12 protein-coding genes and 2 pseudogenes are annotated in these 14,485 nt (G+C 58.7%); 13 read left to right on the top strand and 1 reads right to left on the bottom strand.

From position 1 onward, the window contains the following. Positions 1 to 6 precede the first annotated feature (6 nt). Entirely contained in the window at positions 7 to 633 is a 627-nt protein-coding gene (locus KI235_RS12700) for a TetR/AcrR family transcriptional regulator (protein WP_003200754.1), read from the bottom strand. 418 nt (positions 634 to 1,051) lie between these two features. Between KI235_RS12700 and KI235_RS12695 the strand changes: the two genes are divergently transcribed. The 13 genes and pseudogenes from KI235_RS12695 to KI235_RS12635 all read left to right on the top strand — a co-directional run bounded on the left by KI235_RS12695 (position 1,052) and on the right by KI235_RS12635 (position 14,470). Then, positions 1,052 to 2,134: a hydroxymethylglutaryl-CoA synthase gene (locus KI235_RS12695; RefSeq protein ID WP_003200752.1), complete on the top strand. Its 1,083-nt coding sequence runs from the start codon at positions 1,052 to 1,054 to the stop codon at positions 2,132 to 2,134. Positions 2,135 to 2,165: 31 nt separating this feature from the next. Next, the gene (locus KI235_RS12690) at positions 2,166 to 3,362 is read left to right on the top strand and encodes a thiolase family protein (protein ID WP_003200749.1); all 1,197 of its coding nucleotides are present in this window, start codon (positions 2,166 to 2,168) and stop codon (positions 3,360 to 3,362) included. Positions 3,363 to 3,372: 10 nt separating this feature from the next. Further along, on the top strand, positions 3,373 to 3,813 hold the full coding sequence (locus KI235_RS12685) for a zinc ribbon domain-containing protein (RefSeq protein WP_013693033.1): 441 nt from the start codon (positions 3,373 to 3,375) through the stop codon (positions 3,811 to 3,813). 158 nt (positions 3,814 to 3,971) lie between these two features. Then, positions 3,972 to 5,021, top strand: a complete 1,050-nt coding sequence (locus tag KI235_RS12680) for a type III polyketide synthase (protein WP_003200744.1) — start codon at positions 3,972 to 3,974, stop codon at positions 5,019 to 5,021. A 132-nt stretch (positions 5,022 to 5,153) separates the two neighbouring features. Then, positions 5,154 to 6,419: an MFS transporter gene (locus tag KI235_RS12675; protein WP_013693032.1), complete on the top strand. Its 1,266-nt coding sequence runs from the start codon at positions 5,154 to 5,156 to the stop codon at positions 6,417 to 6,419. Continuing rightward, positions 6,419 to 7,342 carry a hypothetical protein gene (locus tag KI235_RS12670; protein ID WP_003200738.1) on the top strand — a complete coding sequence of 308 codons (924 nt, stop codon included), beginning with the start codon at positions 6,419 to 6,421 and terminating at the stop codon, positions 7,340 to 7,342. The genes KI235_RS12675 and KI235_RS12670 overlap by 1 nt, the downstream gene beginning before the upstream one ends. A 248-nt stretch (positions 7,343 to 7,590) precedes the next feature. Continuing rightward, positions 7,591 to 7,722: pseudogene (locus KI235_RS30390) on the top strand (iron chelate uptake ABC transporter family permease subunit); the annotation flags it as partial. Positions 7,723 to 7,729: 7 nt separating this feature from the next. Continuing rightward, a pseudogene (locus KI235_RS12660) lies at positions 7,730 to 7,831 on the top strand (ABC transporter ATP-binding protein); the annotation flags it as partial. A gap of 325 nt (positions 7,832 to 8,156) precedes the next feature. Continuing rightward, on the top strand, positions 8,157 to 8,492 hold the full coding sequence (locus KI235_RS12655; RefSeq protein ID WP_043042610.1) for a hypothetical protein: 336 nt from the start codon (positions 8,157 to 8,159) through the stop codon (positions 8,490 to 8,492). Positions 8,493 to 8,845: 353 nt separating this feature from the next. Continuing rightward, positions 8,846 to 9,532, top strand: coding sequence for a hypothetical protein (locus tag KI235_RS12650; protein ID WP_069970924.1), 687 nt, complete (start codon positions 8,846 to 8,848; stop codon positions 9,530 to 9,532). A gap of 2 nt (positions 9,533 to 9,534) precedes the next feature. Continuing rightward, positions 9,535 to 10,980 (top strand): hypothetical protein, encoded by a 1,446-nt coding sequence (locus KI235_RS12645; protein WP_212795770.1) that lies wholly within the window; start codon positions 9,535 to 9,537, stop codon positions 10,978 to 10,980. Further along, a complete protein-coding gene (locus KI235_RS12640; RefSeq protein ID WP_212795769.1) occupies positions 10,977 to 13,115 on the top strand; it encodes a hypothetical protein in 2,139 nt (712 codons plus the stop codon). Before KI235_RS12645 ends, KI235_RS12640 begins: the two co-directional genes overlap by 4 nt. Further along, positions 13,112 to 14,470 (top strand): hypothetical protein, encoded by a 1,359-nt coding sequence (locus KI235_RS12635; protein WP_043042606.1) that lies wholly within the window; start codon positions 13,112 to 13,114, stop codon positions 14,468 to 14,470. Before KI235_RS12640 ends, KI235_RS12635 begins: the two co-directional genes overlap by 4 nt. Positions 14,471 to 14,485 lie beyond the last annotated feature (15 nt).

The following is a 14,485-nucleotide window of genomic DNA, read 5'->3' as shown; positions in this document are numbered from 1 at the left end:
CGATAATCAGGCTTCGGCGGCGTCTTGAACCGCCGCCGAAGTCGGACGCAATACCCCGTTCATCAGCAGTGTCGTGAACTCATTGATATCTGCCTCCACCTCCAACTGCTCGGTCAACAGCCGGTACCAGCAAAACCCAAAGATCATATCCAAGAGCAATTCACGCGACGTATCCTTGGGCAACTCGCCCTGCTGAATAGCTTTTTCCACCAGCTTGCGAGGCAACTCCCGGCGCCGCTCCATGAATTCGTCTTTCAGCTTGGGCAACGTGCTGGGATCGAGCTGGGCCTCAGCAATGACGCATCGAAAAGCCTCCCCGCAAATCGTTTCTCGCCAGACCTTCCAGAGATTGAGCAGCAAGAAATTGAGATTCTCCTTGAAAGAGCCTTTATCAGGCTCTTTGCGAATCTGCTCGCTTTCACTCTCGTAGACCTCGGCGATCAAGGCTGCCTTGTTACCCCACCACCGGTAGATTGTCGGTTTGCTCGCGCCAGCGCGGCGGGCCACCGCCTCGATGCTCAACCCCGAGTAACCGCACTCCTTAAGGGTTTCTATGGCAGAAATGATGATCGCTTTGTGCGTGTGAGGGCTCCTCAATGAGCCAATGGAGCTCCGAGATGGTTTACGGGCCATAAATCAAAATCTCCAATATGGCGCTTGACAAAAGAGACTCAGGGTATAGGATTCTCTCGAAAAGCAATGAAACGGATCGTTTCGTTTTGTATGTTTATTTGATCTCAGCTTCTGCTTAGCAGGGGGTCTCTTGAGCGCTTATTACCTCTAAATAGGGAGATATGAGAAGGAAAGTCATAAATTTTTAACGCTACCTTAACGATACGGTACGTTTCGTATCATACATAATGATTGTACGAAAACAAACCTATTGTTCATAGGTTGACCGGTAGGTTCTGACGCTTGAACCTGCCGATTTATGGGCATGGGACCGCCATTTATCACTTTGCGAGCACCAATAGATAGTTTCTAAATATTTCATGCACCTGTCACGGCTTTCTGCCAGCAGGTGAAAGAACGGAATCTGGAGGAAGTACACATGAATAAAGTAGGAATTGTGAGCTATGGCGCGGGCATCCCGGTCTGCCGGCTCAAGGTGGACGACGTGATCCAGGTGTGGAAAAACACCGATTTGAGCTTGGTAAAGGGTCAACTGGGCGTTCTCGAAAGGGCTGTACTGCAGCCTGATGAAGACGTCATTACCTTGGGCGTCCTTGCCGCCCAACGCGCACTGGACAAAGCGCCGCCTTGTTCCCTTGAAGCGCTTTATCTTGGCACCTGCACCAATCCATATGACTCCCGGGCCTCGGCCGCGATCATCCTGGAAATGCTTGGCTGCGGCTATGACGCCTTTTGTGCTGACGTGCAGTTTGCCGGCAAATCAGGCACCAGCGCCCTTCAGATTGCATACGCCCTGGTAGCATCGGGCATGGTGGGCAACGCGTTGGCGGTGGGCGCCGATACGATCAACCGCAACACCGCCCCCGGTGATCTGACAGAGTCCTACGCCGGAGCGGGCGCCGCTGCCCTGCTGTTGGGTACAGAAAATGTGATCGCGCATTTTGACGCAAGTTTTTCTTGCGCGGCGGATGTCGCTGACAACATCAGGCCTCAAGGGGACCGCTATATCCGGTCGGGAATGGGACTGGGTTCGGACAAGAACAGCATCGGCCTTGAAGACCAGACTCGCCGTGCTGCCTCGGGATTGATGGCCAAGATCCATGCGCAGGCCGGTGATTTCGATTATGTCGTCTTCCAACAGAACCTGGTGTCGACCCCCTACTCTCTCGGCAAGCACCTGGGATTCACGACGGCGCAAATAGAACCTGGCATCTATGCCCAGAGCGTCGGCGATGCTGGGGCAGCGAGCCCTTTGCTGGGCTTGGTCAACGTCCTCGATCAAGCGCGTCCCGGCGAAAGAATCCTGGTGGTTTCCTATGGGTTTGGTGCAGGCAGCGATGCCATTGCCTTGACCGTCACCGATGCCATCGAAGCCTATCAAAAGACCAACGTTCCGCTGCGCACGCTGCTGGAGGATAAGTACTACGTGGATTACGGGACGTCGATCAAGTACGAGTTCAAATACTTGCGGCCCGACTATGCCCTGACGGCCTATCTCTGATTCCAATCCATCCAGCAAGGAGCACTTTTTTATGAGCGCACGACGCGTTGCTATCGTTTCGGCTGCCTATACCCCTAAGCCCGGCAGTTCCAGAGTTCGTCAGACTTTCAAGGAGATGATCGTCGAGTCCGCCTACCAGGCGCTCAACGCCATCAAGATGCACCCCCGCGAACTCCAGGCAGTTGCCTATGGCTACCACGGTGAAGGCATTTCTGAATACGGAGGCCTGGGCCCGACCATTTCCGATGCCCTGGGTATCAGCCCTGCCCCCACGTTCATGAGTACTGCCAACTGCACCAGCAGTTCGGTGTCGTTCCAGATGGCTCACCAAATGGTCGCCTCAGGTGAATACGACATTGTCCTGTGCGGCGGCTTTGAAAAAATGACCGATCACATCAACTACGCCGAGTACATTGGCTCCAGCACTGAATGTGAATACGATTATTTTCTCGGCATCTCACACACAGACGCCTTCGCCCTGGCGACCGCCGAATATTTTGAAAAGTTCGGTTATGCAGGACGCGAGGCGGATGTATTGGCAACGTTTGGGCGGCAGATGCGTATCTATGCCCATAACACCCCCACGGCTACCCGCTATGGCGTGCCGATTCCGTCCCTCGAAGCACTCAAGAGTAGCGAAGCATGTGGCTCGATGTTGGCCTGGGGTGAAGCCAGCGGTTGCGCCATCCTGGTTGCCGAACACCTTGCGCACCGTTACACGACCCAGCCGGTATTTATCCGTGGCTGTGCCTACACCGGCGTATCGCACTATTTCGGCACGCGCTATCACAACCCGACGTTGCAATTTCCAGGGCTGCCAAAAGATGTAGGCATGGCGGTTTCCGCCAACTCGATGGCCTGCGCCGAAATCGCCTACAAAAAAGCCGGCATCACTGCAAAGGATATCGATGTGGCGCAAGTCTACGACTTGCTGGGCGCCGGGTTGATTCAAATGGAATCCATGGGCGCATGTGGTCCAGGCCAGGCAGGCGACTTTGTATTGGAAGGCGGCATAGCCCTTGACGGGCAACTTCCCCTGAACACTGACGGCGGCAACATCGGACGCGGCCACGCCTCCGGTTGCGATGGGATTTTGCACATTACTGAATTGTTCCGACAGCTTCGCGGCGAGTCCAACAACCAAGTCAAAGGCGCCCGTATTGGCGTCTCGCAAAATCTGGGCGGTTACGCCGCGCACAACAGTGTCATTGTGCTTTCCAACGATTAAGGAGCCGACCATGTCCCTTTACCCTGAACAGATTCACCGCATGACCACCGCCAGCATGTTGCGCGAATGGCGCGAGCATGGCGGCAAATACCGTCTCGAAGGCAGCCGCTGCCAGGATTGCGAAGAAATTTTCTTCCCTCGGCGCACCGTCTGCGGCGCGTGCAATTCGTTGAATGTGGAACCGTATCGCTGCGCACGCACCGGCACGATCCAAGTCAGCGCCCATGCCGAGAATCCGATACTGGCGGCCATGGGCTATGGCGAAACCGTGCCTCGCTTCATGGCGATGGTGCGCCTGGATGATGGCCTGGTGATTGCCTCGGAAATCGTTGATGTCACCGATCCCCGGCAAGTCGTCAGCGGTGCGCCTGTGCGCATGGTTATTCGCAAACATGTCCGGGAAAGCAACTTGGCCTGGCAATATGCCTATAAGTTTGTACTGGTGAAATAACAAACCAGGCGCCCGCTACACCCCGCTCTTTCGATAACAACAGTCAAGTTTTTTGGCTCTCCAGCCCGCTGCTTTGATTCTGTCTTTCAGAGTCCTGCTTTGCAGTCATTGCCTTAAATGTGCTTCTAACTTTATTGGCTTCTCGCCGAGGACTTGTCATGTCTACTCTTTGTAAACCCAGTCTGTTGTTTCCGCAATACAAGATCACCCAGCAACAAATGATCGAGCATCTAGAGCAGTTGCATGATGATCATCCACGAATGGCACTTGCCAAACGAATGATTCAAAACACGCAGGTGAACGAACGGCACTTGGTCCTGCCTATCGATGAACTGGCGGTGCACACCGGCTTCACCCACCGCAGTATCGTTTATGAGCGCGAAGCCCGCCGAATGTCGTCCATCGCGGCGCGCCAAGCCATCGAGAATGCCGGGCTGACCATCGATGACATTCGCATGGTCGCGGTGACATCGTGCACCGGTTTCATGATGCCCTCGCTGACAGCCCACTTGATCAATGACCTGGGCCTGCGAACGTCGACCGTACAACTGCCCATCGCTCAACTGGGCTGCGTGGCAGGCGCTGCGGCGATCAATCGAGCCAATGACTTCGCCAGCCGGGCGCCGGACAACCATGTCCTCATCGTCTCCCTGGAGTTCTCATCGCTCTGCTATCAACCCCAGGACACCAAGTTGCACGCGTTCATATCAGCCGCGTTATTCGGCGATGCCGTATCGGCCTGCGTCATGCGCGCCGATGACCAGGCGCCTGGTTTCAAGATCGCCAATACCGGGTCTTACTTCCTGCCTGATAGCGAGCACTACATTAAATACGACGTTAAAGACAGCGGCTTTCATTTCACCTTGGACAAGGCTGTCATGAACTCCATTAAAGATGTCGCACCGATGATGGAGGAATTGAACTACGAGACCTTCAATCAACATTGCGCTCAAAATGACTTTTTCATCTTCCATACCGGCGGACGGAAAATTCTTGATGAACTGGTCCTGCAACTGGACTTGGAACCCGGTCGGGTCGCGCAGTCTCGCGACAGTTTGAGCGAAGCCGGGAACATCGCCAGCGTGGTGGTCTTCGATGTGCTCAAGCGCCAGTTCGACAGCGGGCTTGTCGATGGCGCGACGGGCATGCTGGCGGCCTTCGGCCCCGGCTTCACCGCTGAAATGGCCGTGGGCAAGTGGGTCGCCTGACAGACCCGATAAAACACCGGCACCCAGCCAGGGGCACACCTGTCCCTGGCTGCCGGAGTATGGATCGCAGGCGTTCACCTCGTTCGAGAGGGCTTCGAAAGCACTAGGGAAAGAAGGGGAAGGAACATGGAGATGAAGTATCTGGTCGCTCGACCTTGGGGCGGCTATGAAAGACGCATGATCACGCTTCTGTCGCTGAGCTTCGGGCTGGTAGGACTGGACAGGTTCATTATCATGCCGCTGTTCCCGGTGATCATGCGTGACTTGGCCCTGGACTATCAGGACTTGAGCATGTTGTCGGCCATCCTGGCATTTGCATGGGGAGGCTCTGCCCTGTTCATGGGCGCCGCCATCAGGGTACTGGGCCCCAAGAAGTTGCTGGTGCTGTCGATCACCCTGCTATCGCTTCTGGCCGGCGCGTCTGCATTGATCACCAGCCTGGTGGGCCTGGTGCTCTTGCGCGCCTTGATGGGCGTCTGTGAAGGTGCCTTCACTCCAGTCAGTATCATCGTCACCGACGAAGTTTCGCAGCCTTGCCGGCGCGGACTCAATCTAGGCATTCAACAGGCCTTGTTCCCCATCATTGGCCTGTGCCTCGGACCGCTGCTGGCGGGTGTCTTGCTGGAAATGTTCGGATCCTGGCGCGCCGTATTCGCCATCATTTCGTTACCCGGCCTGTTAGTGGCCTGGTACCTCTATAGAACCTACCAACCGACCCAGGCGCCCAGCGCGGTGTCGATTGCACACACCTCCAAAAGTCAGTGGAGGACGGCCCTGTCCAGCGGGAATGTACGGCTCAATATTGCCTTGATGCTTTGCATTCTGACGTGCCAGTTCGTTCTGTGCGCCCTGCTCCCCAGCTACCTGACAGACATCCTGCACCTGAGCAATTTCTCCATGGCCATGATCATTTCTGCAATTGGCCTGGGTGGTTTTTTTGGCCAACTGGTCATTCCCGGCTTGTCCGACCAACTGGGTCGCAAGCCAGTGGTTTCCATCTGCTTCATGATCAGCGCGCTGCTGGTGGGTTTATTGATCATCAGCCCACCGCTGCCCTGGCTACTGTTCCTTCAATTATTTTTCTTGTCCTTCATCAACTTCAGCCTGATCTGCATGACGGTCGGTCCACTGACCAGCGAATCAGTGCCGCCCAGTCTATTGGCCACCGCGACGGGCCTGGTGGTGGGCTGCGGAGAGATTCTTGGAGGCGGCGTCGCGCCTGTCGTCGCTGGCTACATCGCCATGACGTGGGGGCTTACCGCGATTCTGTTCCTGGCACTGGCCGGAAGTATCACGGGGGGCTTGCTGTCCTTACGGCTCAAAGAGACAAACCCGGCTTTCAACGGACTCAAGGACTACGTCCCTCTGTCCGCACGCTTGACCCTGGAGGATAAGTGATGACCCATTATGTAATGTTGCTGGACTCTCCAGTGCCGCGAGGAGGTCTTGGCGTATTTGACTTCAAGTCCGGGCAAAGCCGGGAGGTGCGCCCACCCCAGGGAAATCTTTATGAAGCCCTGGCCCATTGCGCGGATCGGAATATGGATTGGGAGTCCTATCTCAAGGACCTGCCGTCCACACCCTACCCGCTTACGCCTGCGGCGGTGAAATACCGACCGCCGCTCAAGCCCGATAACAACTTATTGGTCCAGATCAGCGAAATCACCCTCTGTACCGCCAAGACAGAACAAGCCTGGTATTACAAAGGTAACGGCCGACTGCTCAAGACCGACGGCGACCCTTTGCAGGTGCCTTATCATTCACAAAGCATCAGTAGCGAGCCGTGCATTGTCTGCCTCTATTGGGTCGACCCGTTTGGCGCGCTGCGCTTCATTGGTTTTACCCTGGGCAACGATATTCACGATCATGTATTGCACAGTCGTGACGCCATTTCTTCAACGCATGCGCACTTGCGTACCTGTGCGATTGCCCCGGCATTGATCGTGGGGGAATTGCAGGCTGACTTGGCCATCAATGTCCAGATAGAACGCGACGGCCAACCCTTGACGGCAAGTCACCACCGGATGAGTTTGCATCGCTGGCAGAGTTTGCGCCGATACTCGGAAGAGTTCCTGGAGAAACATGAGCAGTTTCTCGAGCCTGGGCTGGTTCATTACGTGTTTCACAGCTTGAGCCATCGCACCGCGAATGTGCCGCTCCAACACGGTGACTGGCTCAGCATTGACTGCCCCGAGCTGGAATTGGCCATGAGCAATCAAATCGTCGAAGAGGAATTGGTTTCGCTGGTGCCCTTGCCTGCGCGACGCGCACCTGACCATGGCTGTATTGACCGGCCCCTGCCCGTACCGAAAAAGTTCTGATCGACCGCTATAGACGAGGGAGGTGGCCCGTGGTTTGAGCCACCCTGCCCGCTTCTTAAAAATCGACCGTGGCCGACCGCTGCAATGTGCGCGGAGAGCCGGGCTACGCCGTCAGCCTGCGCCGGGCAGAGGTCACGCCATGAGCTCGTTGAACGAAGCCCTGGTGGTTCAACGCGACACCTACCGGCGCCTGATGCTGCGCAAGCGCCTCATCCTCGGCGGGCTCGCGCTGCTACTGATCTGCAGCGTCCTAGACCATCGTGCTGCTCGGCATCGCCCTGGTGTTCACCTTCAATGCGCTGTTGGCGCTGGTGCAATTCTTTGCCACCGAACAAGCCGTGGCCGCCGTGGTGTTCTGGACGATGGGCAGCCTGACCAAACACCGGGGTGATTACCGAGTCGATGCTTCGCCAGGTCTACAAGGTCGAGGCGCGGATCGAACGATGCAGCCGCGGACAGCCCCACATCCTGATCGACGATATCGTTTGAGCGCGATCTGCATTCGCCGCGCACAGCGGGTGGCGCATTACTTTTCGTACAGGCCTGGCCCGAGGCCTGAGCGAATGACTATTTCGGCCTAAGACTGCTAACAAAACGCTATTAGAGGCATTGTGCCTTACTTTTTTTACAAAGAAAAAATCATTGAATTACAGCAAGTTGGACGGCAAAAAAGCTCCGCTTTGGCTGCAAAAATTGACCGCAGAATGCACCTCATCACGTTCAAGACCTTCCTTTACAGGCGAAGAAGCGCGCCTAGACTCTCACTCGATTCAGCTCCCTGAATCATGACCAACACACGAAAAGGATATTCAAAATGACCGCCTTCACTTCGGTAAATACCGTCACCACCCCTCTGACCATCAACTGCAACTCCGTGGCCACATACAACGGTGATGCCAACGACACCACCAAGGTCACTTTCAGCTACCAGAACAACCTGCTGTGGGCCACCCAGGTCAACAACACCGCCTCAACCCAAACGCTCTCCGCCGACGCCTCTGCCGGGCCGGTAATCCTGCGTGCGGGCGCCAAGGTAACGCTGCAAATCGTCGGTTCGGCATTCACCATCCTGTTCACTGGCAGCATCGTCGACAGCGGTTCCGAGACGCCTTTCAACGGCACCAACATCGGCACATTCAGCCTTTCCTGATCCGCACGGGCTCTGTGACCAGACCCCATCCTTGAAGCCGGCGGACGCGGACGTCATACGCCGGCTTCATTTAACGCAGTACGGGACATGGACGGTACCCTCGCGTGACAAAGCATCGGATGCTTTATACCCGTGTTTTCTGGGTAACACTGGGCGCGATCCTGGCAACAATACTGTGGGGACTCACCACCGGCAGACCTGCGCCAACGGCCTCGCCTGACGGGTATAGGCCTATCTTTTCCAGCGCCGAGCGCGCATCCCCAATATCGGGTTGCGCCGACCTTGCGCCCTCTTCCTCCACCACTTCAGAGATCCCGGCACCCTGCCTGCCCGGGCCGATACTGCTGCCCGGCATGAACGTCAGCCGCCAGGTCGGTCCGGTGTTGTTCGTGCTGGTAATCGATAGCCGTGAGGCCCGGGTGAACGCCGAACTGTCCATGGGCAGCGCGGGCCTGACCGGGTTGAGCATGACGGCCGAAACACCCACTGCCACCTTTGACCTGGCCAGCGATGGCCGGCGGGTACGGGGCAGCCTGGGGGCCTTTTTCTGCACCCCGCCGAACACGTCGCACCTGCTCGCCGATTTCAATATCGAGGGCACACACGATGACAACAAGGACAGCGCGCAAGCCTACCGCGGCGACCTGATTCGCTGGCAGAGCCCGACCACCAGCGTGATTGCCCGTTATCACCAGCCCTTGCTGCCCGACCTGCAAGTGACCGTGGAACTGCTCGATCCCTACAAACCCGACAGCAGCAACGCGTTGACGGCCCAAGTGAGTTTCTACTACGCCACGAACCTTATCGACCGCTACACCGTCATGGCCACCGCCACCCCCGTGACCCTACGCAAATCCAGCGTCGGGCCGGTGCGTATCCAGGGCGGGGCCTTGTCGTTTCGTCCCGCTACCCAGGAACAGCGGGGACAGCTCAGCCTCGATGGCACTTTCCAGTCCGGCCATAACCCGCCCAACCACTATGCCGGCAGCATCGCCGACTGGTCGTGGATTCGTGGCCGTGCCGACAATTGCAGGGGATAGACATGACCAGCCGCGCCGCCACCCCGTCCGACTATCAACAAATCGCCAACAGCGCGGCCTATGCCCTGCCCGATGACAGTGGCTATGGCTGGCGCGGCTACGTCATGCCCAAGGGCACCCCGCCCGCCAGCTTGCCGGCCAGCCTGAGCCCTACCGATGCGTTCGACAAGAATGCCGGCCATTACCTGTTCGCCCCCAGCGAGCCGGTCAGCCTGCGCAGCGACCCCTCGGGTTTCGTCGCCGCGCTGTACGACTTCCTGTTTGCCGTCGAACAGAGAAACTTCGTCGGTCGGGCGCTGCTCTGGTTGCCTGCAAGCAGCCTGCCGGCGCCCACTAGCTTCAACGATTATGGGTTGCGCATCAGCCTGGGGGTGCCTTGCCAGGTGCAGAACAACCTCAATCTGCAACTCGGCGATCACCTGACTTTTTTTATCAACTTCGGCACCTTTGTCAAATACGACGCGGACTTCAATGCCTTGCGCCTGAAGTCTGGCAACATCGGTATCAGCATGGGCTTCAACGACAAACTACAGGCCGACAGCGGCCTGCAACTGACGCCCGCGCTGCAGCCGTTGGCCTATGTACCGCTGGATGGTAGCCAAGCCGCAAGCCTGACCTATGCCTTGATCTACAACGCCTTGCCTGCGCTGCGGTACTTCCAGACCGGCTTCGCCTATGTGGTCAACACCGGGAACGGCAACAACATACTCAATTACCCGGTTTTCAACCCGGTCGGCATGCCGGCCCAGTTGAACATGGGCGGTGTCCTCGACCCGCTGGACCCGCTGAACCAGAACATCAGTGCGCCACAACTGGCCGCCGGGCTGATCCGTACCGGCCTGACCTTCGCCGCTCCCGGCAGCACCTTGCTCCCCAGTCAATGGCGCAATACTGCCGGCAACCCCATCAATCTGGTCCCACTCAATGGCCTCGACGCCAATGGTTGGCCCCTGCCCCACGCGGCCAGCCTGGTATTCTGCGATGACGGCGCCAGCTACAGCCTCACCCTGAGCGGCGACTATGGCTTGAGCCTGCCGAACGTGCCCGCCGCCACCGCCGGACAAAATCTGTTGTGTGGCATCTTCGGTACCGAGTGGCTGAGCTTCACCAACTACAATCCCGCGGCCAGCCCCGCCGACAATGACCGCATGCGCCTGCTCGCCGCGCAATCGGCATATGCACCGGTCTTTCCGTTCCAGACCAGCAGCCTGGTCTCGCCCACCAGTGGCGCGGTTACTGACCTGTTGACCAAGGCCTACCGGACCTCCTGGAGCAACCTGATTGCCGGCGCCTCCACCCCGGCCTACAGCGCGCAGCCCGACGGTAGCCCGCTTTATGGCCAAGCTGCGACCGATGGCGACACCGTGCTGCTGGCGCCGACCGCCCCCCGTACACCGCTCCCGCAAGACCCCGGCTTCGCCTTCCCCTGGTGCCTTATGCCGGCATGACCAGTTCTACGAGCGTCAACCTGACCCAGTTCGAGAGCGAGATTCTCGCTGCCTCGCGCAAGAGCCTGATCAGCGCCGCCACCCTGCCGGGCAAGCAGGCCGCACGACTCAAACGCCTGCAACGGGCCCTGACCGCCACGACGGAAAAACCTGATCGAGCGACGACACCACAAGGCCTGCTGGTCGACCTCGATCCGGACGGTGTCGGCTACCGCAAAGTACTGTTGGCACGCTCGAAATCTGCCGAGAGTTTGCTGGATTTTGCCTTCGAGCAGCCCACCAACGAGTTGCACGAGGCCCTGCAAACCAATCAGCTGTTCCTCGTCGGCGTCAACTCGCAACCGTTTATCGACCAGAGCGCAACGTTCAGCAACGAGCTGGAGATCGCCGACTGGCGCTTCATCGCCAATATCGGTGTCGGCGTGCAGACCACCAGCTATCGCAACGTGTTGATCATGAAGTATTGCAGCGGCAGCCTGAAGGAACGCATCGACAACCCCAACCGCTGGACCATGCCCGAGACGTTCTCGAAAACCGCAGACCTGGTGCCCGGCCTGGAAACCCTGGCCTATACCGGCTTGTCCCAATGGCTGCAAGACTTCATCGGCGCCGCCGAGCTCAAGGCCGCCGCCACATCCGACAGCCTCTATGCGGACTTCGTCGCCCAGGTCAACGACCCCGACTGGAACGGCTTCATGGTGCTCAACGCCGACCTGCCCTTGGACAGTCTCCCCGAGCAGTTGGCCGGGATCGCCGCCGGTATCGATTACAGCCGTTTTTTCGCCCACCACTTCGGTGCAAGTGTCAGTCGCATCAGTCATCAGGACGACACCTTGGATATCCAGGGCATTTCCAACCTGTTCGGACTGATCGACTACCAGAACCCGGCTTATGAACAGGCCCAGGCCAACGGGGCGGATGCCGACATGCCGATCGCCCTGGCCAAAGCCGAAGGTTATGCCTTCAGCGTTCTCCAGCTCCAGGCGCTGTTTCGCCAATCCAGGCTGGTGACCTTCAACAGTCGTATCCAGTTGAGCCTGGACCGCCTCTTCGGTTCACCAATTCTGGCCACGCTGCGCGCCGCAGAACCCTGCGCAGTGAACGCGATGGTGCTCGATGGCAGCGCCCTGCAACAAAATGACACCACCACCTATGTGTTCGAGCAAAGCCAGAGCTACCTGTTCAACCTGGACAGCAACGTGCTACCAGCCGCATCGGTCAATCGCATCCAGTTCAACACCCTGGGCAGCCCGGACGGCGGCGTCACCACTGCCAGTCGCTTCCTGTTGTGGGGCAAGCTGGATTTCGCCCTGCTCAAGACCTCTGCCGGCCCCTTCGATCTGTTGTCCTTTGGCAGCGACGATGGCAGCCCGAGCAACCAGGGCCTGGCTTATACCAACCTGCAAATCGGCATGAGCTTTCCCAGCGCCACGCCAAATGCCGTGAGCTTCAACTTCAATCCCGACAACCTTGGATTCGATCCGGTCACCAGCCAGGTTCGTGGAAAAAGCCTGTACAAGGGTTTTACCCTGCAGCTCAAACAGTTCATCCAGGCGCCGGAACAGAAGAAGCCCGCGGACTATGGTTTTCTTCCGGTCCTGCCGCAGGACCTGGCGCTCAAGGCCCTGTCCGGAGCCTGGTCGGGTATTGTCTACAAGGTCACCATGGGCTCGCCTGGCGCCCTGGTGTCGGGTACCGGTTTCGAGTCCGACCTGCTGGTCGCCTGGTCGCCCGGCAGTAAAAGCACCGATGCCAATCCCATGCTTTTCGTTGGCTTGAGCCTGCCGGGCGCCGCGCCGTCCGCCAGCGTGTTCTCCTTGCAGGGGATCATCAAGGTTTCCACCGGGCCGATCAAACTGCTCTACCAGACCATCCCCGGGCAGCCCGATCCCCAAGCGAAATTCTTCAACCTGCAACTGACCGATATAGGCATCAAGATTCTCGGCATAGCCAAGTTGCCACCGGGTGCGACCCTGCAGTTTTTCCTGTTTGGCGACCCTCAGTCTTCCGGCAGCCTGGGCTGGTATGCCGCCTACGTCAAAGATCCGGACAGCGAAACCGAACGCCTGCTGGCCCTCGCGTCGGACACGCCCACGCATCCGGCACTGACCGGGCCATCGGAGATCGCCTCATGACTCGCGTCCTGTACTGGAACATCGAGAGTTTCGGCTATAACAAGATTCGTCCCTTGACCACCAAGCGGGACCACACCGGGGCACTCATTCCCGACCTGGACGCAGCCGATCGACTGGCGCTGATCCTCGCCCACATCACGGCCTTCAACCCGGACATCTTCGTGGTGGTGGAGACCGCCAGCGGCCCGAGCAACGGCCCAGGCTCGCTGATCTCCCCCACCGGCGGCTGGCAAGGTTGTGTCGAGTTGCTGTTGCGCATTCGCAACCTGACCGGCCTTGCCTGGAATCTGGTACCGCCCTTGGTGGTCGGCCAGGCCGGGCGCGCCGAGGGCGTCGCGGTGTTCTACAAACCGGTGATCCCGGCGGGCGGTGGCGTTGGCGCCGGCAGACGCCTGTTCACCGGCCCCAACGCCTGGTCACCGGCGGGCAATGGCATCAGTTTCAACCCTACCGTATTGCCCGCCCCCGCCGCCGGCAACTACCCGCTGCTGCAGACCAACACCTGTTTTACCGTCGCCGGTCGCGCTATTCCTCCTACCGCCCTGAACCCCGGCAACCTCACTGAGAGCCGGTGCGCGGCTCGGGTCGATTTCGTCGACAACCTCGGCGCGCCAATCAACTATGGCGGCCTGCGCGAACCCTACATGGTGACGTTCTGTGAAACCGTCGACGGCCCGCCCGTGGTGGTGCAGCGCAACCTCACGCTGTTCGCCATCCATTCGCCGCCGCAGTATGTGGCAGCCAACGCCTACCTCAACGGTCTGGCTAATGTGCGTGACATCAGTGCCGCCCTGGGAGCGCTGGAAACCCGAGTCATCACCGGTGATTTCAATGTCAACCTGCTGAGCCAGAACGGCAATGATCCACTGCGCTACGCCCCGCTCACCGGTCTGGGTTATGCCCTGCAACTGCAACCACCGGCCGCGGCGCCGCCTCCGGCCCTGGATGCCTACACGGGCTATTTCGCCACGCACCTCAAGAGCAAGAACTCGACGATCTTCTGGTCGACCAATGTGGGGGTCGTGCCTTATCCGGGTTACCGCTACATCGGCTCTTCGAGCAGCAGCAACCTGTATTCGATCGACAACATCCTGGTGCGCGGCGGCGCGGCCGGGAACTTCACCATCGCCAACACCGTGGTCGGCATGCCGCTGAACGTGGTCAACCCCTCGCCGGGCGGTGCGCCCATGGGCGTGGTGGCCATCGCCAGCGATTTCCAGGCCCCCCCGCTCGGCTGGCCGCCATCACCGGCACCGGCATTTGCCGCTGGTGACCGACAACGTTTCCGTGGCTGGAGAAACATGGGGCACATCCGCTCCACCAGCGATCACCTGGCCCTGTTTGTGACGGTCTGAATCAAGGAGAAGACA

Source organism: Pseudomonas sp. St386 (assembly GCF_018325865.1).
GTDB lineage: Bacteria > Pseudomonadota > Gammaproteobacteria > Pseudomonadales > Pseudomonadaceae > Aquipseudomonas > Aquipseudomonas brassicacearum.
This window is presented reverse-complemented; position numbering and strand designations above follow the sequence as displayed.

Bases quoted from the DNA above. Each gene is read 5' to 3' on its own strand.
- KI235_RS12700 (WP_003200754.1), bottom strand. From the start codon at position 633: ATGGCCCGTAAACCATCTCGGAGCTCCATTGGCTCATTGAGGAGCCCT.
- KI235_RS12695 (WP_003200752.1), top strand. From the start codon at position 1,052: ATGAATAAAGTAGGAATTGTGAGCTATGGCGCGGGCATCCCGGTCTGC.
- KI235_RS12690 (WP_003200749.1), top strand. From the start codon at position 2,166: ATGAGCGCACGACGCGTTGCTATCGTTTCGGCTGCCTATACCCCTAAG.
- KI235_RS12685 (WP_013693033.1), top strand. From the start codon at position 3,373: ATGTCCCTTTACCCTGAACAGATTCACCGCATGACCACCGCCAGCATG.
- KI235_RS12680 (WP_003200744.1), top strand. From the start codon at position 3,972: ATGTCTACTCTTTGTAAACCCAGTCTGTTGTTTCCGCAATACAAGATC.
- KI235_RS12675 (WP_013693032.1), top strand. From the start codon at position 5,154: ATGAAGTATCTGGTCGCTCGACCTTGGGGCGGCTATGAAAGACGCATG.
- KI235_RS12670 (WP_003200738.1), top strand. From the start codon at position 6,419: ATGACCCATTATGTAATGTTGCTGGACTCTCCAGTGCCGCGAGGAGGT.
- KI235_RS12655 (WP_043042610.1), top strand. From the start codon at position 8,157: ATGACCGCCTTCACTTCGGTAAATACCGTCACCACCCCTCTGACCATC.
- KI235_RS12650 (WP_069970924.1), top strand. From the start codon at position 8,846: ATGAACGTCAGCCGCCAGGTCGGTCCGGTGTTGTTCGTGCTGGTAATC.
- KI235_RS12645 (WP_212795770.1), top strand. From the start codon at position 9,535: ATGACCAGCCGCGCCGCCACCCCGTCCGACTATCAACAAATCGCCAAC.
- KI235_RS12640 (WP_212795769.1), top strand. From the start codon at position 10,977: ATGACCAGTTCTACGAGCGTCAACCTGACCCAGTTCGAGAGCGAGATT.
- KI235_RS12635 (WP_043042606.1), top strand. From the start codon at position 13,112: ATGACTCGCGTCCTGTACTGGAACATCGAGAGTTTCGGCTATAACAAG.